The 19,922-nt window shown below is 69.5% G+C and carries 15 protein-coding genes; 7 read left to right on the plus strand and 8 right to left on the minus strand.

What is annotated here, in order from left to right:
• Window positions 1–80 precede the first annotated feature (80 nt).
• Window positions 81–1,757 (minus strand): class I adenylate-forming enzyme family protein, encoded by a 1,677-nt coding sequence (locus H623_RS0111225; protein WP_022901034.1) that lies wholly within the window; start codon window positions 1,755–1,757, stop codon window positions 81–83.
• A gap of 155 nt (window positions 1,758–1,912) precedes the next feature.
• Here H623_RS0111225 and H623_RS0111230 point away from each other — a divergent pair, with 155 nt between their 5' ends.
• From H623_RS0111230 to H623_RS0111240, 3 genes are all read left to right on the plus strand, one after another.
• The gene (locus tag H623_RS0111230; protein ID WP_026940241.1) at window positions 1,913–2,854 is read left to right on the plus strand and encodes an aminoglycoside phosphotransferase family protein; all 942 of its coding nucleotides are present in this window, start codon (window positions 1,913–1,915) and stop codon (window positions 2,852–2,854) included.
• 234 nt (window positions 2,855–3,088) lie between these two features.
• Entirely contained in the window at window positions 3,089–3,823 is a 735-nt protein-coding gene (locus tag H623_RS0111235; RefSeq protein WP_026940242.1) for a glutamine amidotransferase, read from the plus strand.
• A gap of 214 nt (window positions 3,824–4,037) precedes the next feature.
• Complete coding sequence (locus tag H623_RS0111240) at window positions 4,038–4,334, plus strand: hypothetical protein (RefSeq protein ID WP_033371802.1); 297 nt, start codon at window positions 4,038–4,040, stop codon at window positions 4,332–4,334.
• Window positions 4,335–4,777: 443 nt separating this feature from the next.
• Here the strand turns inward: H623_RS0111240 and H623_RS19380 are convergent, their stop codons facing one another.
• Complete coding sequence (locus tag H623_RS19380; RefSeq protein ID WP_157560953.1) at window positions 4,778–6,115, minus strand: FAD-dependent monooxygenase; 1,338 nt, start codon at window positions 6,113–6,115, stop codon at window positions 4,778–4,780.
• Between the two features lie 128 nt (window positions 6,116–6,243).
• Here H623_RS19380 and H623_RS19385 point away from each other — a divergent pair, with 128 nt between their 5' ends.
• Complete coding sequence (locus tag H623_RS19385; protein ID WP_022901040.1) at window positions 6,244–6,858, plus strand: TetR/AcrR family transcriptional regulator; 615 nt, start codon at window positions 6,244–6,246, stop codon at window positions 6,856–6,858.
• 99 nt (window positions 6,859–6,957) lie between these two features.
• On the opposite strand, the gene H623_RS0111260 is transcribed toward H623_RS19385, so the two are convergent.
• Complete coding sequence (locus tag H623_RS0111260) at window positions 6,958–9,279, minus strand: arylsulfatase (RefSeq protein ID WP_026940243.1); 2,322 nt, start codon at window positions 9,277–9,279, stop codon at window positions 6,958–6,960.
• Window positions 9,280–9,495: 216 nt separating this feature from the next.
• Between H623_RS0111260 and H623_RS0111265 the strand changes: the two genes are divergently transcribed.
• On the plus strand, window positions 9,496–10,377 hold the full coding sequence (locus H623_RS0111265) for an alpha/beta fold hydrolase (protein ID WP_022901042.1): 882 nt from the start codon (window positions 9,496–9,498) through the stop codon (window positions 10,375–10,377).
• Between the two features lie 221 nt (window positions 10,378–10,598).
• The gene (locus tag H623_RS0111270; protein ID WP_022901043.1) at window positions 10,599–11,816 is read left to right on the plus strand and encodes a cation:proton antiporter; all 1,218 of its coding nucleotides are present in this window, start codon (window positions 10,599–10,601) and stop codon (window positions 11,814–11,816) included.
• Between the two features lie 162 nt (window positions 11,817–11,978).
• On the opposite strand, the gene H623_RS19390 is transcribed toward H623_RS0111270, so the two are convergent.
• Entirely contained in the window at window positions 11,979–13,736 is a 1,758-nt protein-coding gene (locus tag H623_RS19390) for a serine hydrolase domain-containing protein (RefSeq protein WP_211218000.1), read from the minus strand.
• 195 nt (window positions 13,737–13,931) lie between these two features.
• Between H623_RS19390 and H623_RS0111280 the strand changes: the two genes are divergently transcribed.
• Window positions 13,932–14,702, plus strand: coding sequence for a GntR family transcriptional regulator (locus tag H623_RS0111280; RefSeq protein WP_022901045.1), 771 nt, complete (start codon window positions 13,932–13,934; stop codon window positions 14,700–14,702).
• A gap of 171 nt (window positions 14,703–14,873) precedes the next feature.
• Here the strand turns inward: H623_RS0111280 and H623_RS0111285 are convergent, their stop codons facing one another.
• The 4 genes from H623_RS0111285 to iolB all read right to left on the minus strand — a co-directional run bounded on the left by H623_RS0111285 (window position 14,874) and on the right by iolB (window position 19,902).
• Window positions 14,874–15,893 (minus strand): Gfo/Idh/MocA family protein, encoded by a 1,020-nt coding sequence (locus tag H623_RS0111285; RefSeq protein WP_022901046.1) that lies wholly within the window; start codon window positions 15,891–15,893, stop codon window positions 14,874–14,876.
• Between the two features lie 117 nt (window positions 15,894–16,010).
• On the minus strand, window positions 16,011–16,955 hold the full coding sequence (locus H623_RS0111290) for a sugar phosphate isomerase/epimerase family protein (RefSeq protein ID WP_022901047.1): 945 nt from the start codon (window positions 16,953–16,955) through the stop codon (window positions 16,011–16,013).
• A 74-nt stretch (window positions 16,956–17,029) separates the two neighbouring features.
• Window positions 17,030–19,009, minus strand: coding sequence for a 3D-(3,5/4)-trihydroxycyclohexane-1,2-dione acylhydrolase (decyclizing) (iolD, locus tag H623_RS0111295; RefSeq protein ID WP_022901048.1), 1,980 nt, complete (start codon window positions 19,007–19,009; stop codon window positions 17,030–17,032).
• Entirely contained in the window at window positions 19,006–19,902 is an 897-nt protein-coding gene (iolB, locus tag H623_RS0111300; protein WP_022901049.1) for a 5-deoxy-glucuronate isomerase, read from the minus strand. The genes iolD and iolB overlap by 4 nt, the downstream gene beginning before the upstream one ends.
• Window positions 19,903–19,922 lie beyond the last annotated feature (20 nt).

Below are 19,922 nucleotides of genomic sequence, written 5' to 3' on the forward strand. Positions count from 1 at the left end.
CGCGGGGCGGAACCGCGCACTCCCCTGGCGGGTGCAGCTCCTGCTACTGCCACTACCGCCACTCGCTCAGAGCACGGATGCTACGGCGCCACGAACTTGCCGTCCGCCGCGTCCTGGGGTGACTGCTCCTTCAGCTTGAAGTGCTGCTTCTTCCCCGTGGCGGTGTACGGCAGTTCGCTGACGAACGTGTACCGGCGCGGCCGCTTGTAGTCGGCGAGCGCCACGCTGGCACGCAAGTAGGCGTCCAGTTCTCGGGCCGCTTCGGCGGCATCCGTCAACTTGCCTTCGCGAGGCTGCACGTACGCGACGACGACCTCGCCCCAGTGCCCATCGGGGAGCCCGACCACGATGGAGTCCGCGACTCCCTCGTGCCCCGCCAGCACCTCTTCGACCTGCACCGGATGCACGTTCTCGCCACCCGAGATGATCATGTCGTCCTTACGGCCCACGACGGTGACGATCTCGTTCTCGTCCCAGGTGGCGAGGTCACCCGGGTACACCCAGCCGTCGCGGAATTTCTGCGCCTGCTCGGACTCGTTGCCGCGGTAGGCGTATCCGCTCTTCACCGACCGCATGATGACCTCGCCGATCTCTTGGCCGTCCTTCTTCGCGTGCTCGTCGGGAGAGGCGATGCGGTCTCCGAACACCTTGACCACGGCGACGTCGTCGTCGAGACAGGCGCGACCGGCGGCACCGGCGGCATCCGGAAGGTCGTCGGGGCGCAAGTAGGTGTTCCAGAACGCCTCGGTGGTGCCGTAACCGTTGGCGATGCGCGGCGTGAGCACGCGCTGGTACCGCAGCGCGGCGGCCCGGTCGAGAGGCGCGCCCATGGTCACGATGCCGTGCAGCGACGACAGGTCGCGCGGATGCTCCTCCTGCGCGTCGGCGAGCCGCTCCAGATTGGTCGGAGCGCCGATCACGTACGTGAGCTTGTAGTCCTGCACGCTGTCGAGAACGACCTGCGGGTCGAACTTGGGTAGCGTCACAACCTCGGCGCCCACGTAGAACGCCGTGTTCGGGCCTGCGCAGTAGTTGCCGCCGCGGTGGAACCAGGGCGACATGTTCATCGTCTTGTCGGTCGGCGCCAGCGGGAAGTGCATAATCACGTCGTGCGCCGTGAGCACCTCGTTGAGGCTCGTGAGCGGCACGGCCTTCGGCATGCCCGTCGTGCCCGAGGTGTAGAGACGGGATGTCTCGTCCCACGTGCTCGCGTCGGCCGGCGCGTGGAAGGTCGGTGCGGCATCCGCCAGCAGCTCCTCGAACCGCACGGCGCCGGGCAGCAGCTCGCCGTCGCCGACGCCCGCGAGGATGCGCGGCGCGTGCGTCGCGAGCTCGAGCGCCTGCCGCACGTTGTCGCTGTCGTCGACGTCGTAGACGAAGACTGTCGGGGTCTGGCTGTCGAGGATGAACGAGGTCTCCCCCGGCGCGAGCCGGAAGTTCATCGGCGAGCTCACGGCGCGAAGTCCCTGCGCGGCGATGTAGAGAAACGCGAACTCCGGAACGTTCATCAGTTGGTACGAGATCACGTCGCCCGCGCCGACGCCTCGCGAGCGCAGGCCCTCGACGAGCCGGCCCGTCACCTCGCCGAGCTGCGCGTAGTTCCACGTGCGTCCGGATGATGGGTCGGTCAGGGCGGGGCGCTGAGCGAAGCGATGCGTGTTGCGTTCGAACGCGGCCGCCCAGGTGAAGTGGTTCTCGAACACACGCCGGAACCCGCTCGGGTCGTAGTCCGTGTTGCCGGCGCCGTCTGCCGTCATGGTTGCCTCTTTCTGTGCTCTGCTCGGGCCGCTCCGTCGTTCGGCGGAGCGCGGGCCGTCGAGGGCGCTGCGTCCCTTTCAGCTCGTCTTCGTCGACGCACCGGGAACGCGTGGCACACGGCAGCCTCACCGGTGAGGCTAGCCTGTTGAGCGCCATGCAGACGCCAGCCGCGGACATCCACGCCGATGAGGCGCTCGTTCGCGCACTGTTGAGCGACCAGCACCCCGACCTGCTCGAGGGCCGGGATCGGGTGCGGCTGGTCGCCAATGGTTGGGACAACCGCATCTTCCGGCTGGGCGACGACCTCGCCGTTCGGCGCCCCCGCCGCGACGTCGCCGCCCGCCTCGTGGAGCACGAGCAGCGCTGGCTGCCGTTCCTCGCGCCGGAGCTGCCCGCAGCGGTGCCGGCCCCGGTGCGCGCCGGCGTTCCGAGTGGGCGCTTCCGCTGGTCGTGGAGTGTGGTGCGCTGGTTGGAGGGGATGGACAGCGCGGATGCCACGGCATCCGAACGTACGTCCCTCGCCGTCCCCCTCGCCCGCTTCGTCGCCGCGCTGCACGTGCCGGCTCCGCGCACGCCGACGGGCGCCCTGCACCCCGACGTGCCGCTCAACCCCGTGCGCGGTGTTCCGTTGGCCTCCCGTGACCGCGCCGTGCGCGAGCGGTTCCGCGAGCTCGGCCGGCTGTGGGACATCACCGCCCTCGGCCGCCTCTGGGACGAAGCGCTCGACGCGCCGCGCTGGGCCGGCGCGCCGATCTGGCTGCACGGCGACCTGCATCCCGCCAATCTGCTGATCGATGCCCGCGGCGGCCTGGCCGCGGTGCTCGACTTCGGCGACCTCACCGCCGGCGACCCCGCGACAGACCTCGCGACCGCCTGGCTGACGTTCGGACCGGAGGCACGCGCGGTGTTCCGCGCCATGGTCGCCGACGGATCCGACCCCGAGGCGGGCGCGGCGGATGCCGCCACCTGGGTCCGGGCGCGCGGCTGGGCACTGAACATGGGCACGGCGCTGGCGACGGCATCCGACGATGATCCGCGCATGCACGCACTCGGCACGCACGTGCTGACGCAGCTGCTGCGCGAGGCCTACGCCTGAGGGCGGCCGCTTCGCGGCTTCGACGGCGGCCTCCCGGCCGCGTGTCCCGTCCCGCCGGCTGCCCGTCCCGCCCGCTGCCCCGGGGCTACCGGCGGCGACCTTCCCGTCACTAACTCAGGCCATATCGGGCCAGACCGATATATACGACGCCTGATCGCCCTCCGCCTGAATTAGTCACGCTGACCGGCCGGCCCGGTGCTCACGGAAACGGCGGTTCGTGCGAACCTGGAGCACGTGCGCCCGTTCCTGCTCATCGCCACCCGGTTCGACGACCACGTCGCCGACGCCGAGTACGAGTCGTTCCGCGCGTTCGCCGGACTGCAGAAGCACGAGCTGGTGCGGCTGCGCCTCGAGCAGGAACGCATGCCAGCGATCGATCTCGACCACTACTCCGGCATGCTCGTCGGCGGCAGCCCGTTCAACGCGAGCGACGATGCATCGACCAAATCCGAGGTGCAGCTCCGCGTCGAATCGGAGATGTCGGCCCTGCTCGACAAGGTCATGGCGCGCGACTTCCCCTTCTTCGGCGCCTGCTACGGGGTCGGCACTCTGGGCGTGCACGAGGGCGGACTCATCGACGGCACGTACGGCGAACGGGTCGGGGCGATCGAGGTGACGCTGACCGACGCAGGGCAGCAGGACCCGCTGTTCGCGGGCATCCCGTCGTCATTCCGCGCCTGGGTCGGCCACAAGGAGGCCGTGACCCGGTTGCCGGACGACGCCGTGCTGCTGGCCACGGGCACGGACTGCCCGGTGCAGGCATTCCGGGTGCGCCGCAACCTGTACGCGACGCAGTTCCATCCCGAGCTGACCGCCGACGACGTCGTCGAGCGCGTGCGCGCCTACCGATTCGAGGGCTATTTCGAACCCGACGAGCTGGATGCCACGGAGCAGGCCATCCGCTCGGCCCCGAATGTCACGTGGCCGGGCCGGCTCCTGCGCGCGTTCGCGGAACGTTACGCCCGCTGAAATCGCCGTGCTGCCGCCGGGGCGCATCGCGCTTCGACGCCGAGGAAGGCGCAAGCGCAACGGCAGGCGCTCACGCCTTTCGCTCTCGAAGCGGCACGGGCGGCAGCCCAGGCCGAAGCGCCCTTGAGAGCGGTCACAGACACCGACCGCCCTCTGAGGCGGTGCACAGGCGCGCCAAAAGCCGCGCTGAACCGACGGCACGAACATGGCGCTCATGCCCGACTACGCAGGGGAGATCGAGTTCCATGCTCCGGACTTCACCCGTCCCGAGTTCCGGATGCTCCGCCGCCAGCTGGTTCCGTCTCTGACGGAGTCGGAGGAGGTGGAGTGGGTTCACGTCGACCGCTCCGCACGCAGGGTGGTCGCACGTGTCACGATGAGCTCGGCCAGCTCATCGAGGGCCACGGCCAAGGCGGGGGCGCTGGCGCGCACGCTGCAGTCCCGTCTGCGCAAAGTGCGCGCCGCCCAGCTCCGCCTGCGCGTCGAGCTGAGCCGTGATGAGGATGCCTGAGCCGTGACGAGGATGCCTGAGTCGGCTCGAAGGCGACTCACACACCGGACAGGCCCTGATAGTGATGTGACGCCGTGGAGCGTCCTTCGGCGTAGTGGTGGGACGCGGTGGAGTGTCCCTCGGCGTAGCGGTGCCGCTCGTCACATCCGACGTGCCGGGTAACACCGAAGTCAACCCCTGGGATCTGCCCGCCGACCTGCGCTAGGTTGAGACCTGTATCCGCTGGATGTGGCGCCTGGCACTCCTGGAGGAATCCCCGAGGGGAGGCAATGGGCGCGTTCCCGGTGGTGCGTCAGGGGATCCTGGCGGCCGAGTGTTCGGGTCACTCCGCCGCCAGGGTTCCCGCTTTTCGTCCCGTACCGTCACGGACCCAACGGCTCACGAACCCAGCGGCTCACGAACCGAGCGGCTGACAAACCGAGCAGCTCACGAGACCTGCGCCGTCACGAACCCAGCGGCTCACGCTCTGCCGTGGTGGGCGCCGTCCCGTAGCTCGCGGCGCCGCGCTCCAACAGCGCGGCGATCGGACGCGTCTGCACGAGACGCATCACGCCGGTCATGATGCGAATGCCCCACGCCGTGCGCGGCGCGTAGCTGCGTACGCGCCCCGGGAACATGCGGCGCGCTGCGTCGGCGCGGGGACGCATCCGCCGCTCGAATTCGTTCAGCGCCGTCTCGAGAGACACCGCGTCGAGAGCCGACGTTTGCAGAGCCGACGTCTCCGGAGCCGACGTCCCGAGAGACACCGCGTCGAGAGGCACCTCGTGGATGCCGCGGTCGCCTTCGTTCGCGGCCCGCCCCTTCGGTCTCGCGCTCGACTCACCGCCGGCAAGACTCTCCGCGAGCGCCTGAGCGCCCTGCAGCGCGAGCGCCGTGCCGAGGCCACTCAGCGGACTCGCGCACCACGCACTGTCGCCGAGCAGCACGACCCGGCCGTCGTGCCAGGTCGGCATCACGATCTGGTCGTACGTGTCGAGCGCGAAGTCGTCGGCTTCGCGGGCAGCGCGGAGGAACTCGCCCGCACGCCAGCCTGCACCCGCGAACTCGCGCTCGAGCAGCCCGAACCGTGCCTCCCGGTCCCCGCGGGCCGGCAGCTCGTAGGTGGGGAACGTGAGGCCGACCTCCTGCTCACCGTCGTGGCCGGGGCGAGCGGCGAGCAGGCGGGAGCCGGGAAGATTGCAGATGACGGACCATCCGTCGAGGTCGGGAGTGCCGGCATCCGCGCGCAGCGTGAACCAGGCGTGCGCCAGGCCGAGCGGGCGTCGGTAGTTCTCTTCGGGGCCGAAGACCAGCGAACGCACCCGCGAGTGCGCTCCGTCCGCGCCGACGACGAGATCGAAACGCTCGGGCTCGTGGTGGCGGAATGTGACGAACACGCCATCGGAGTCTTGGCGGATCGCCGTCACGGTATCGCCCCAGCGGTGCACGGTGCGGGGCCCGGTCGCCGCGTGGATGACGCGCGCGAGGTCGGTGCGCAGCAGCTCCTCGGTGGAGACGAAGCCGTTGCCGCCGAACGCGGTGACAGGCATCTCGGCGCGGGATCGTCCATCCTCGCGGATCCACTTCAGTCCACGCTGATCGACGAGGTGCGTCAGGCACGCTTCCAAGAGGCCCATGCCCTCCAGCACCTCACGGCTGTCGCCGCGCAGGTCGACCGTCTGGCCTCCGGAACGCAATCCTGACGCGAGCTCCACGACGGTGACCTGCCACCCCGCACGGTCGAGCATGACGGCGAGCGCATCACCGGCGATCCCGGCTCCCACGATCAGAACTGATGACATCGCTTCTCCCTTCGTCTCGGCACGAGGCTCCACACTTCGGCTCGGTCTCACCAACGCGAATATCTTCGCGTTAGAAGAATAGAACGGATGCCTCACTGACGCAATTCGTCTCGCGTTAAGCTGGGAACATGGAGACACCGAGCATCGAGCGCGGGCTGCAGTCCGTCGGAACGTCGCGGCCGGGTGGTCGTACCGCACGCACTCGCGCCGCCGTGCATGCCGCCGTGCGCGAACTGCTCGCCGAGAGCGGCGGGGCGACCCCGAGCATCCCGGAGGTCGCGGCCCGTTCCGGTGTTCACGCCGCGACGATCTACCGGCGGTGGCGCACGCCGGAGGGTCTCCTGCTCGACGTCGTCGTCGACGACGTCAATGATTCGTCACCCGTGCCGGTCACGGGCGACCTGCGCGTCGATCTCACCGCGTACGCGACGAATCTCATCACTGCCGTTCGCCGCCCGGGCGGACTGGGCTTCTTCCGCGCGATCATCGCGGCCGCGCGGGCGCCCGGCGGCAGCGCCGTCGAGATCGAGACCGTCGTGCGGCCTCGCCTCGCCGCGTTCCAGGCGATGCTCGACGCGAGCGGCACGAAGGAACTGACCCCCTACGATCTGATCGACCTCGTCATCGCGCCGGTGTACGTGAGCGCGACTTTCGGCGTGCCGAGCGCGGACGCTTCGGCCGAGGCGGGCATCCTCGTCGACAACACGCTCGCCGTGCTGCAGCATCGGCGGGCACGCGGCTGAACGCGCTCCACCGCGCGTAGCAGCCGGCACGCCTCGAGCGCACGCAAGCACGCAAGCACGCACGCGCGCACGCGCGCACGCGAACCTGCGGCGCCTCCCTCAGTCCCGCGCGAACGCCGCCGCTGCCTCCTGCTCGAGGTCGAGGTACTGCTCCTCGCTCACATCGATACCGACGCCGAGGATGCGCCCGCCCCGGAACGGGAAGCCGGCGGGGTAGGCCCTGCTCACCGGATCGGAACTGTCGTAACCGACGCACAGCCCGTCACCGGAGAGCGTGAACTTGCCGACCTGGGCGCGCATCGGTCCCTCGTCGACGACGGTGTCGCCGACGTAGAGCCTGGCGGTGCCGAGAGACTCGCGGTGCTCCCCCGCCTTCTCACGGACGAACTCCACACCGAGCGTGAGCTGCCCGGGCTCGAGCTCGGGCGAGACGAACATCTGCTCCGGCTTGATGCCGAGGAAGTTGTACACGTAGTGCAGCTTGTGGTCTTTGATGAACAGAGCGTGACCGCCGAATCGGGAGCCGTGTGCGAAGATCACGCCCTCCGACTCCGGCGTCACCTCGACATCGGCGAGGATCTTGTACGAGCGGCCGCGCACGTTCACCGCGACGCCCTCGGGCACGGGGGCCGTATCCGGGAAGTAGATGTAGCGGGTCCGCCGTGGCTCGAATTGCGGCCGATCGTTGGTGAGGTACTCCAGCGCGGTTCGATCGTCGAGCGGCAGGACGAAGTTCGCCTTCGCCTCCTCGAACCAGGCATCCACCAGTTCCTTCACCTTCTCCGGGTATCGTTCGGCCAGGTCGTGGGCTTCTGAACGGTCCTCGTCGACGTGGTAGAGCTCCCAGCGGTCCTCGTCGAAGTGGCCCTTTCCGGTGAGCGGAGCGTGCACGGCCGCCACCTTCCAGCCGTCTTGCCACAGCGCACGAGTGCCGAGCATCGTGTAGTACTGCCGGTGCTTCGTGGTCGGCGCTTCCCCGTCGTCGAAGCTGTACCGCATCGAGACGCCGTTCAGCGGGTACTGCTTCACGCCCCGGTAGGTCTCAGGCATCTCGACGCCGGCCACGTCGAGAATGGTGGGCACGATGTCGGTCGCGTGGTGATACTGGCTGCGGAGTTCTCCGCGTGCCTTGATGCCGTCCGGCCAGTGGATGATCATCGGGTCGCAGGTGCCGCCGGCGTACTCGGAGTAGCGCTTGAACATCTGGAACGGCGTCGAGAACGCGACCGCCCAGCCCGTGGGGTGGTGATTGTAGGTCTCGGGGCTGCCCAGTTGATCGAGGTACTGCATGTTCTCTTCGAGATCGTCGGGGTAGCCGTTGAAGAACTTGTTCTCATTGACCGAGCCGTTCGGCGTGCCCTCACCGGATGCCCCGTTGTCTGCGCAGTAGAAGATGACCGTGTTCTCGAGCTGACCAGTCTGCTCCAGGTAGTCGACGACGCGGCCGACCTGGGCATCCGTGTACTCACTGAAGCCGGCGAACACCTCGGCCATACGGCTGAACAGACGCTTCTCGTCGTCGTTCAGTTCGTCCCACGGCCGCACGTGATCGGCGGCGTTCGCGACCTCGTCCGGCAGCGGGTTGATGGGTGTCAGGTCGGTGTCCTCGGGCAGGATGCCGCGCGCGGCCATCCGCTCCAGCACCCAGTCGCGGTAGGCCTCGTACCCGTCGTCGAACTTGCCCTTGTACTTGTCGATGTACTCCTGAGGAGCGTGGTGCGGGGCGTGGTTGGCGCCCGGGCAGTACCACATGTACCAGGGCTTCGACGCGTTCGACGAGTTCTGATCGCGCAGCATGCGGATCGCCTGGTCGGCGAGGTCTTTCGACAGGTGATAACCCTCTTCGGGAAGCGCCGGCTGATCGATGAACTTGTTGTCCTCGACCAGATCGGGGTACCACTGGTTGGTCTCGCCGCCGAGGAAGCCGTAGAAGCGGTCGAATCCCTTCTGCAGCGGCCACTCGGAGCGGCTGCCGCCGCCTGCGACATCCCCCTCCGGCACGTTGTGGTTCTTGCCCACCCAGAAGGTGGAGTATCCGTTGTCCTGCAGCACCTGGGCGACGGTGGCGCATTCGGCGGGCAGACGCCCGGCGGCGCCGGGGAACCCCGAGGTCGCTTCCGCGATCGATGCGAACCGATTGACGTGGTGATTGCGGCCGGTCAGGAAGATCGACCGGGTCGGCGAGCACAGCGACGTGGTATGCCACTGCGTGTAGGTGAGGCCGTTCCTCGCCAGTCGGTCGAGCGTCGGCATGCTGATGCGACCTCCGTACGGAGACCATGCGGCGAGCCCGGTGTCGTCGTACAGGATCACCAGGATGTTCGGCGCGCCCTCCGGCGCCCGCTTCAGCTCGTAGGGCGTCCAGTCGGGGATCGAGTCCCGCACGTCCAGATTGACGACACCCTTGAATTCCTCGGCCACGATGCTCCCCCCGACCACGGCGCGACAAGCTCGAGTCGTTGCGTGACCCGACGGCTACATGGTGCGATGCCCTCAGCGTAGGAGCTTGCCGGCGGCGTGCCGTCACCCGCACAGGATGAGGCTGGCGAGCGTGCCGAGAGGGGTCGACGTAGGCCGCGGAGCGCTTGACGCTGGAGAGGCCCAGACATAGTTTCGCGTCATCGGAAGGGACAGAGCATGACCGGCAACATCACGGCGATGACCTCAGCGGACGGCACGAGAATCGCCTACGAACTGCACGGCGACGGTCCGGGAGTGGTCATCGTGGACGGCGCGATGTGCTTTCGTGCGTCGGGGCCGGCACATCCTCTGTGCGCCCAGCTCGACGACGACTTCACCGTGCTGCTCTACGATCGGCGCGGCCGCGGTGAGAGCACCGATTCCACGGGAAACACCGCGGGCGCGACAGAGGTCGAGCGCGGCAGCGCCGATACCGACGCCGAACCGCGCAGCGCCAGAAGTGTCGAGCGCGAGCTCGACGACCTGGATCAACTGGTCGAGACGCTCGTCGACGCGACCGGATCGGGGTGTTCGGCCCCCGCACTGATCGGGATCTCGTCCGGCGCCGCGCTCGCACTGCACGCCGCGGCACGGATCGGCGATCGGGTGAGCGCCGTGGTCGTCTACGAGCCGCCCTACATGCCCGAGCCGCTCGCCGCAGGAGCGCGCGCCTACACTCAGTCGCTCGGAGACGCTCTGGCGGCGGGCGACCGTGACCAGGCGGTGAGCCTGTTCCTCTCCCGGGCGGGGATGCCTGCAGAAGCGCTGGAAGGCATCCGTCGGTCTCCGGCGTGGCCCGGCATGACCGCGCTCGCTCCGACGCTGGCATATGACGACGACGCCATGGGCGACAGCCGTGTTCCCGCGGACCTCGTCGCGTCGATCGGCGCTCCGGTTCTGGCGCTCGCGGGTGGCGCGAGCCCCGACGTGATGCAGTTCGGTGCGCGCGAGGTGGCGGATGCGGCGCGCAACGGCGAGTTCGACCTGCTCGACGGGCAGGGCCACGACGCCGACCCGGGGGTGCTGGCCGCGCGCATCCGGGAGTTCCTGCGCCGCTGAGAAGCCCGCGCGGTGCCAAGCCAGGCGCCGGGCCCGCCCGCCCAGAGCCCGCCTGCCTAGAGCCCGCCGGTCCAGTGCCCGGCCCGCCCAGAGCCGCGTCCAGTGCCGAGCCTGGCCCTGCCCGGAGCCCTGCCCGGAGCCGCGTCCGACGCCGATCCGCCTCGGGGCCTTCGCGGCGCTGCGCCCGCTGCGGGAGCATGGCCGGCTCTAGCATCGCTCGCATGGGCCACGCCATCCTGCCGATAGTCCTCATTCCGACCCTCGCCGTGGTCGCGCCCATCCTGGCGACGCTGGTCGGGCGGTTCGTCGCCATCCCGCTGGTCGTCTTCGAGATCGTGCTCGGCATCGTCGCCGGCCCCAGCGTGCTCGGCTGGATCCCGGCATCGGATGCCCTCACCACCGTCTCGAACTTCGGCCTCGCGTTCCTCTTCTTCATGGCGGGCAACGAGATCGACTTCGCCGAGGTGAAGGGCCGGCCGCTCACCCGTGCTGCGATCGGCTGGGGCATCTCCCTGGTCTGCGCCGTCGTCATCGGAATACTCCTCGGCTCGACCGTCATCGCCGGCGTCTACATCGGCATCGCCCTCTGCTCGACCACGCTGGGCACCCTCCTGCCGCTGCTGCGGGATGCAGGAGAGCTGAAGACACCGTTCGGTCTCGCCATCATGGCGATCGGCACCGTCGGCGAGTTCGGGCCGCTCATCGCGATCTCTCTCTTCCTCTCCGGGCGGAGCCCGTTCACGGCGACGCTGCTCCTGATCGGATTCGCGCTCGTCGCCGGCCTGGGCGTGTGGCTGGCGTCGAGAGGTGCGCACGAGCGGTTCCATCGGCTCGTCGAGGCGACGCTGCACACCAGCGGGCAGTTCGTTGTGCGCTTCGTCGTCGCGATCATCGCCGCGCTCGTGGCACTGAGCATCCTGCTCGGGCTGGACATGCTGCTCGGGGCGTTCACCGCGGGCATCCTGTGCCGTGTCATGCTCTCCGGTGCGCGTCATGACGTCGCCGAACAGATCGAAGGCAAGCTCGAAGCGGTGGCGTTCGGCGTCATCGTGCCCGTGTTCTTCGTCGCCACGGGCGTCGGCTTCGACCTGCGCGGGCTGCTCTCGGATCCGCGTGCGCTGATCCTCCTGCCGATCTTCCTGGTGCTGCTGCTCCTGGTTCGCGGGCTTCCCGGCCTGTTCGCGGCGCCGCTCGGGGCGACCGGGCGAGACCGCAGCGCCCTGGTGCTGCTCACCGCGACCGGACTGCCGATCATCGTCGCGGTGACGAACATCGGCCTGGAACGACACGAGCTCAGCCAGGGCACGGCGACGGCGCTCATCGGAGCCGGCATGCTCTCGGTGCTCGTGTTCCCGCTGATCGCGATGGCGCTGCGTCGTCGCTCTTCCGACGGCGGCCTGCGGGCGCCCGACCTGGAGCACGTGCCCACGGAGGGGTGAGCGGTCGCCCCCTCCGGTGGCAAGTGCGGGGGACCCGCGCGGGCAACGCGGTGAGTGCACGGAAATGCCACTACGGCTTCGGGTAGACAGTTGTTTGGGTGCACTCGCCTCACGTGAGGGTGCCGGCGCCATCGCCGAGCGCAGTCGCGGAGCCGGCGACGCTCAGCGCACCACCTGGAACCGCTCCCCCGGCCTCACCGCCCGCAGCTGGAACGCGCCCTCGAAGCCGAGAGCCTGCGTGATCCAGCGCGGCGTCACGGTGCGCGCCGCCGTGTCGAACAGCAGCGTCAGCCGGTGAGGCGTGTCGATGAAGGCGACTTCGACGTGCAGCACACCGTCATCCCGGATGCCCGCCCGCACCCCGGTCGGTACGCCGAGCGTTCCCGAGTCCTCACCTTCGGTCACCGCCCATGCGCCGTCGCCGACATGCCCGGTCACGGTGCCGGTCGGCGGCGTGCCACCGACGGCCGCGACCCACGCGTCCGCGCTCTCGGCGGACCGTTCGGCGTTCACCTCGGCGAGGGTGAGCGTCCACCCGTCGCCGTCGCGGCTCAGAGTCACGCTCTCCAGCAGGCGGTACTCCGTCTGCGATCGGGCGTCGTCGGCGCGCGGGTACGCGCCGGCCGCCGAGTCGGCGAGCGCCGACAGCGGGCCGAGGTCGGTCGGGAACGTGAGCACGCGTCGCTCGACTGCGAGCTCGGCGCCCATGGGGCCCGTTCCGCTCGCGGCGTCCGCACCCGCGGCATTCGCTTCACCTGAGACATCCGCACCCGCGGCGTCTGCTGAGCCCGAGGCATCCGCTCCGCCCCCAGCATCTGCGCCATCCGCCGCGGCCGCCGAAGCGGACTCCGCCGTGGTTCCCGCTGCCGCCCGAGCGGGCCCGAACGCCGGCAGCAGGTGCGTCCACACGTGGTCGAGCGTGCCCTGCAGGTCGTCGGTCTGCGACGTGATCGCGACGACCGCGTCGTGCTCGGGCAGCACCAGACAGAACTGGCCGAACGCGCCGTCTCCGCGGAAGCCGTGACGTGACATCCAGAACTGGAATCCGTAGCCCTGCGCCCAGTCCGGGTTGGGCGGCACCAGGTCGTCGGGCCGCACCGTCGCGATGTGCTCGCGCGTCGCCTCGCGCACCCACTCCTCAGCGAGCAGCCGCCGCCCGTTCCACACGCCGCCATCGAGGTAGAGCTGGCCGAGCTTGGCGACCGCCTCGGGGGTGGCGAAGAGGCCCGAGAAGCCGAGTTCGACATCCACGGGCTCTTGCTGCCAGCCGACCGGCGCGATGCCGAGCGGCTCGAACAGCCGCGGCCGCAGGTACTCGCTGAGCCGCTGACCGGAACCGCGCTGGATGATGGAGGCCAGCGTGTACGTCGCCAACTGGTTGTACGTGAACAGGCTGCCTGGCTCGCGCTCCGGCGGCGAGGCGAGGAACGCCTTGATCGGATGCTGCGGGTCGGCCTGGAACGAGACGATCATGTCGTTCACGTGACCGGTCGCCATCGACGCGAGGTGGCGCACCAGGATGCCGCGGCTCTTGTCGGCCACGCTGTCCGCGTACTCGGGGAAGTAGTCGGCTGCAGGAGTGTCGAGGTCGAGCAGGCCCTCCGCCGCCGCGAAAGCGGCCGCGGTGCTCGTGAAGCTCTTGCTCAGCGAGTACACGAGCTGCGGCCGCTGCGTCGCGTACGGCTCCCACTGCACCGACGCCACCACGGCCCCATGGCGCACCACGATGAGCGCGTGCGGATCCTGCGCGGGATCCGCTTCCAGCGCGCCGATCAAGGAGTGGATGCCCGCGGCATCCACTCCTTCGCCTTCCGGCGTGCTGCGGCGCCAGCGACGCGTGGCGCGGGCTCGGCCGGCCGCCTCGGCGCCCACCGGCTCACCGTCGCCCATCGAACCCAGAGGCGTCTCTTCCGTACTCACCGGCGTCCTTCCGTTGACCGCACCTATGATTGACGTAAACTTATGACAAAGTTCGCGCTTTGTCAGCCGCGCCGTCGGGCCGCGCGACAAGGCCCGGACCACGGGCTTCACCGTCGCCGGCCACGTCGTCAGCAGCATTCGCCGCCGGCGGCCACGTCGGCACCGCTACCGACCACCCTGCCACCTGGAGCGCACATGCCGGAGAGCATTCCCGAACAGACGACACTGCCGCCGGAGCTGTTCATGGACATCGACCGGTCGAGTCCGATCCCGATGTACTTCCAGATCGCCACGAAGATCGAGCAGGCGATCGGCGACGGAACGCTGCCACCGGGTGCTCGGCTCGAGAACGAGATCGCACTCGGCGAACGCCTCGGGCTCTCCCGGCCCACGGTGCGGCGCGCGATCCAGGAGCTGGTCGGCAAGGGACTGCTCGTGCGCCGCCGGGGCATCGGAACTCAGGTGGTGCAGCGCCCGCTCACGCGCAAGGTGGAGCTGACCAGCCTCTACGACGACCTGGAGCGCGGGGAGAAGCATCCGAGTACCGAGCTTCTCGGTCGCGAGGTCATTCCCGCCGACGATCAACTCGCCGATGTGCTCTCTGTTCCGGTCGGCTCCGACGTGCTGCACGTGCGGCGGCTGCGGTCGTCAGACGGGGTGCCGCTCGCGGTGCTGGAGAACTTTCTACCGGCCGAGTTCACCGACATCACCGACGACGATCTGCGGGCCCGTGGGCTTTACCAACTGCTGCGCGTGCGCGGCACGATGATGAGCGTCGCGCACCAGCGCATCGGTGCCCGTGCGGCGACCACGGCAGAGAGCCGCCTGCTCGACATCAAGGCGCACGGCCCGGTCCTGACCATGGAGCGCACGGCGTACAACAACAACGGCAAGGCCGTGGAGTTCGGCCGGCACTGTTACCGGCCCGACCTCTACTCGTTCGAGATCACCCTCGTCGACAAGTAGGCGGCGCCCGCGCCGGGCGTCGCCGCCGCCCCGGCGCAGTCCCCCCGGCGAGACATACTGATTCGGCCGAGACAGCCCTCGTGGCGGTACGTCTCGGCCGAATCAGTATGTCTCAGCGCTGGTCGCGCGGGCGCCGGGCGCAGGCCGGCGCCCGGGCGCAGGCCGGCGGCGTCAGGCGTAGAACGGCGGGGGCTCGGGCACGTCGAGCTCGACGGGGCCCGTGGCCTCGAGCGCTTGCACTCCCGCCTTGCACGCGACGGCGACCTTGTAGCCGTCCCAGGCGGACGGCCCGGCGATCTCGCCGCGCCGCGTGGCATCCACCCACGCCTGCACCTCGGTGTCGTACGCCTGTTCGAACCGGGTCGTGTAGCTCTGGTGCTCGGCGATGCCGAACCGACCGTCCTGCCACAGCTGCAGCCCGTCGGGCTGCCCGATGCGGGCGACGCCGGTCTGGAACACGGCCTCGGTCGCCACCTGGTAACCGAATCGCACGTTGACGTTCATCTCCACGTCGACGAGCACGCCGTTCTCCAGTTCCATCAGCACCAGGATCGGCTCCCGCAGCCCCTCGGGAGCGATCGCGTTGCGCTTGCCGTACCGCACCTCGACCGAGCGGATGCCCGAACCCGCCAACCACGGGACCACATCGAACTCGTGCACCACGGAGTCCGTGATCAGCATCTGCTGCGTGTAGCCATCGGGCACCGACGGGTTGCGGTGCACGCCGCGCAGCATGAGCAGCTCGCCGGCGCTCCCGGAATCGATGAGTTGCTTCAGTTGCCGGTACTGCGTGTCGAAACGGCGCATGAACCCGACCTGGATGAGCTGCCGCCCGGTCTTCTGCTCGGCCTCCAGGATGCGCCACGACGACTCCGGATCCTGCGTCAACGGCTTCTCGCACAGAATCGGAAGGCCGGCCTCTAGGGCCGGCAGCAGCACGGGCTCGTGGAACCGACCCGGCGTCGCGATCACGACGGCGTCCATGACGCGCGCCTCGAGCGCCTCCTCGATGGAGGCGAACACGGCAGAGCCGGGAGCGAGAGCCGCCGCGGACTTCGCGCGGCCGGCATCCGGCTCGATCACTGCTGACACGTGCGCGCCGCTGATCGTGCGGGTGATGCGGGCGATGTGGTCAGCGCCCATGATGCCGGCGCCGACAACGCCGACGCGCAGGTCGGTGGTGGTGGTCATGGTGTGGTGCCTCTCTGTGCTTGCACGATGATGGGTGCCCTTCGACTCGGATTCGCCTCGCTCAGGGACCCGGATTCGAGCGGGCTTCGCCTCGCTCAGGGAGCCCTGTCCGAGCTGTCAACGCACGCGGGTCAGTGGCGTGCAGCCGAAGATGTGCTCGCGCGTGCGGGTGGCGATGCCGAGCGGCAGGTCGATATCGACGCCGGGCATGTCCTGCTCGACGATCGCGAAGATCTCCGGGTCCAGCGCGGAGACCGCTTCGATGATCGGCGCGAAGTCCGGGATGCCCGCGGGCGGCTCGACCATGATGTCGTTCGCCGCGTCACCGAACGGCACGTCGTTCTTCAGCACCTCGAAGCGCAGGTCGGGATCGATCTGCTTGAGGTGCAGGTAGCCGATACGTTCCGGGTGGGAGTCGATCAGCGCCACGCTGTCGCCGCCGTAGTACGCGTAGTGACCGGTGTCGAGGCACAGATTGACGTAGCGCGGATCGGTGAGCGCGAGCAGCCGCTCCACCTCGCGCCGCGTGCCGACATGGCTGTCGGCGTGGGAGTGGAACTGCTGGTGCACGCCGTACTCGTCGAGCAGCGCTTTGCCCAGGCGGTCATGGCCGGAGGCGAGCTTCCGCCACTGCTCGTCCGTGAGAGTGCGGGACTCGAGGGTCTCGCCCGTGGCATCCGATCGCCAGAGGTCAGGGATGACCACGATGTGCTCGGCGCCCAGCGCGTGCGCGAGCCCCGCGACCTTCACCGCCTGGTCCCAGGCGCGCTGCCACTGCTCCTCACCCTTGTGGAAACCGGTGAAGACGGTTCCGGCCGAGAGTTCGAGGTCGCGTTTGCCGAGCTCGTCCTCGAGCTCGTGCGGATCGGTGGGCAGGTAGCCGTATGGGCCGAGTTCGATCCAGTGGTAGCCGGCGGTCTGCGCCTCGTCGAGGAAGCGGTCCCACGGCGTCTGGCGCGGGTCGTCGGGGAACCACACCCCCCAGGAGTCGGGCGCGGTGCCGATGCGGAGTCCCTGTGTGTGCGGGCCGACCGCGTCGGAGCGGGTGTCGGTGTCGGTCATCGTCGTCCTTCGTGTCGTGATCGAGGCGTCGGCTTGTGGAGAGCGAGGGTCGGAGCCGACGCGGAAGCAGGGCCTCAGCCCAGCAAGGGCCGCTGCTTCGTGCGTTGTTCGAGGTAGTCGTCGTACGCCTGCCTTGTGCTCTCCAACTCGGAGACCTGCGCGACCGGCACATCCCACCAGCCCTCGCCGTCCGGCGCGGGCGCGTACGGGTCGGAGTGAATGTGGATGAGCGTGGATGCCTGACTCGCCTTCGCCGCCACGACCGCGTCGTGAAGGCGGCCGACGGCATCCGCTCCCGGCTGCACCTCGACGACGTCGACTCCGTAGCTGCGTGCGTTCGCGGCGAGGTCGACCGCGTCGAGCAGGCCGCCGGACTCGAAGTTGCGCTGCTCGTGGTCGAGGTAGCGGTACCGGGTGCCGAACCTCTGGGATCCGACGGATTCGGAGAGGTTGCCGATGGACGCGTAGCCCTCGTTCTGGATGAGAACGACGATGATCTTGATGCCCTCGGCCACGGCCGTCGCGAGCTCGCTGTGCAGCATGAGGTAGGAACCGTCGCCGACCATGACGATGACATCCCGGTCGTCGCCGTGCTCCGATGAACCGAGCGCCTCCAGCCCACGCTTGACGCCGATGCCGCCGGCGATCTCGTAGCCCATGGTCGAGAACGCGTACTCCACGTGGTAGCCCAGCGGGTCGCGCACCCGCCACAGCTTGTGCAGGTCACCCGGAAGTGATCCCGCGGCTTGCACGACGACATCCTGGGGCGCGGTGGCCGACTGCACGGCGCCGATGATCTGCGACTGCGCAGGCAGTACCGGTGCGGAATCGGGTGCCGGAGCGGCGAGCGCCACGTCGGCGACGGCATCCCATTCCGCCTTCTCCCTGGCGATGCGCTCGGCGTACTCGCCATCGACGCGGTACCGGTCGAGGGCCGGAAGCAGCGCGGCCAGCGTCTCGCGGGCATCCGCGATCACCGGCAGCTGCGAGCCGTGCTTGTACGCATCGAACGAGGCGACGTTGACGTTCACGAACGTCACGTCGGGGTTCTGGAATGCGGAGCGGCTGCCGGTCGTGAAGTCGCTGTACCGGGTGCCGACGCCGATCACCAGGTCGGCCTCGGCGGCCAGCCGGTTGGCGGCGGTCGTCCCGGTCGCGCCCACACCCCCCAGGTACTGCGGGTGATCCCAGTTCAACGCGCCGCCACCGGCCTGACTCGTGCCGACCGGGATGCCCGTGGCCTCGACGAGCGCGCGCAGCACGTTCTCGGCGCCCGAGTAGATCACGCCGCCCCCGGCGATGAGGAAGGGTCGCTTCGCGGCGCGGATCGCGGAGACCGCGGCATCCAGCGCCCACCGTTCGGGGACCGGCCGGCGCAGGTGCCACTCGCGGTCGGCGAGGAACTCCTCGGGCACGTCGATCGCCTCGGCCTGCACGTCCTCCGGCAGCGCTATCGTGACCGCGCCGGTCTCTGCCGGGTCGGTGAGAACGCGCATCGCGGCCAGGGCGATCGAGTAGAGCTGCTCGGGGCGCTGCACCCGGTCGAAGAACCTCGAGAGCGGGCGGAAGGCATCCGTCACCTGCAGCCCGATGTCGTGCGGATGCTCCAGCTGCTGCAGCACCGGGTCCGCCACCCGGGTGGCGAACGTGTCGCTGGGCAGCAGCAGCGCGGGCAGCCGGTTCGCGGTCGCCAGCGCGGCGCCGGTGAGCATGTTCGCCGCGCCCGGCCCGACGGAGGCCGCCGCCGCCAGCGTCGCGCGCCGGCGGTGCACGCGCGCGAATCCGACCGCCTGGTGCACCATCGCCTGCTCGTTGCGCGCCTGGTGGTACGGCAGCAGGTCGGGCTGCAGCACGTTGTACTGCTTGAGGGCCTGCCCGAGCCCGGCGACGTTGCCGTGACCGAAGATGCCCAGGATGCCCGGCACGGTCCGCTCGCGCACGTCGCCGTCCACGGTGAACTGGTGTCCCAGAAATTCGACGATGGCCTGGCCGACCGTCATGCGCCGCCGCATGCTGCGCCGTGTCGTCGTGCTCGTGTTCGTGCTCGCGCTCATGCTCGTCCTCCGTGGTGGCCGCCCGTGAGACGGGGGTCGGGGAGCCGGGTCTGCCAGTGCGCGCGGATCCAGCTCTGTCTCGGGTCGTCGGTGATGAGCCACTGGCGCAGCTCGCCCGGGCCGGCCATCACGTTCAGGTAGTAGAGGTCGTACTCCGGCGCGGCGGCGGCCGGCCCGTGGTATCCGAACGGCACCAGCGCGATGTCGCCGGTACGCACCATGGCGCCGGTGTCGATGTCTCCGGCCGGCGAGGAATACGTCGCGAACGTGCCGAAGGCATCCGCATTCTCCGGTGGCTTCAGCCCAGAGTGCGCCGCCGCCTCGAAGTAGTAGATCTCCTCGAGCTGCGACTCCTGCCCCGGCACGTCTTCGTCGTGCTTGTGGGCGGGATGCGACGACCAGTTCCCCGCGGGCGTGATGACCTCGCAGGCGATGATGCCCGCGGCATCCAGCACGTCCGGCGTGCCGAAGTTGTGCACCTGACGTGTGTCGCGACCGGCACCGCGGATCTCGACGGGAACCTTCTGCACCGGGATGTACGCGCTCGGCTTGCGCACGGATGTCACGGCCTCGGCGACCGCCACCCGTCCCGTCCCGTGAATGCGCAGCCGCGAGCCCGCGCCGACGTACAGCACGTCGGTCGGGCCCGCGAACACGTTCTCCCGGCCGGCGAGCACCGTCGTGGTGCCATCGTGCTCCACACGGAAGCCGCCCGACAGAGGCACCACGATGCGCTCCACGTCGGCCGCCGGCAGCTCGACGCTGCCGCCGTCGAGCACGGCGACCCGGATTCCGGTGTGTGTCCAGCCATCGATCGTGTCGTCGACCACCGACTCCCACGCGCCGTCGGCGAGCGAGCCGCGCGGGAAGAACCATTCATTGCGTTCGGCCATGTGCCCGGTGCCTTTCTACG

It is taken from the genome of Humibacter albus DSM 18994 (assembly GCF_000421825.1).
Taxonomy (GTDB): domain Bacteria; phylum Actinomycetota; class Actinomycetes; order Actinomycetales; family Microbacteriaceae; genus Humibacter; species Humibacter albus.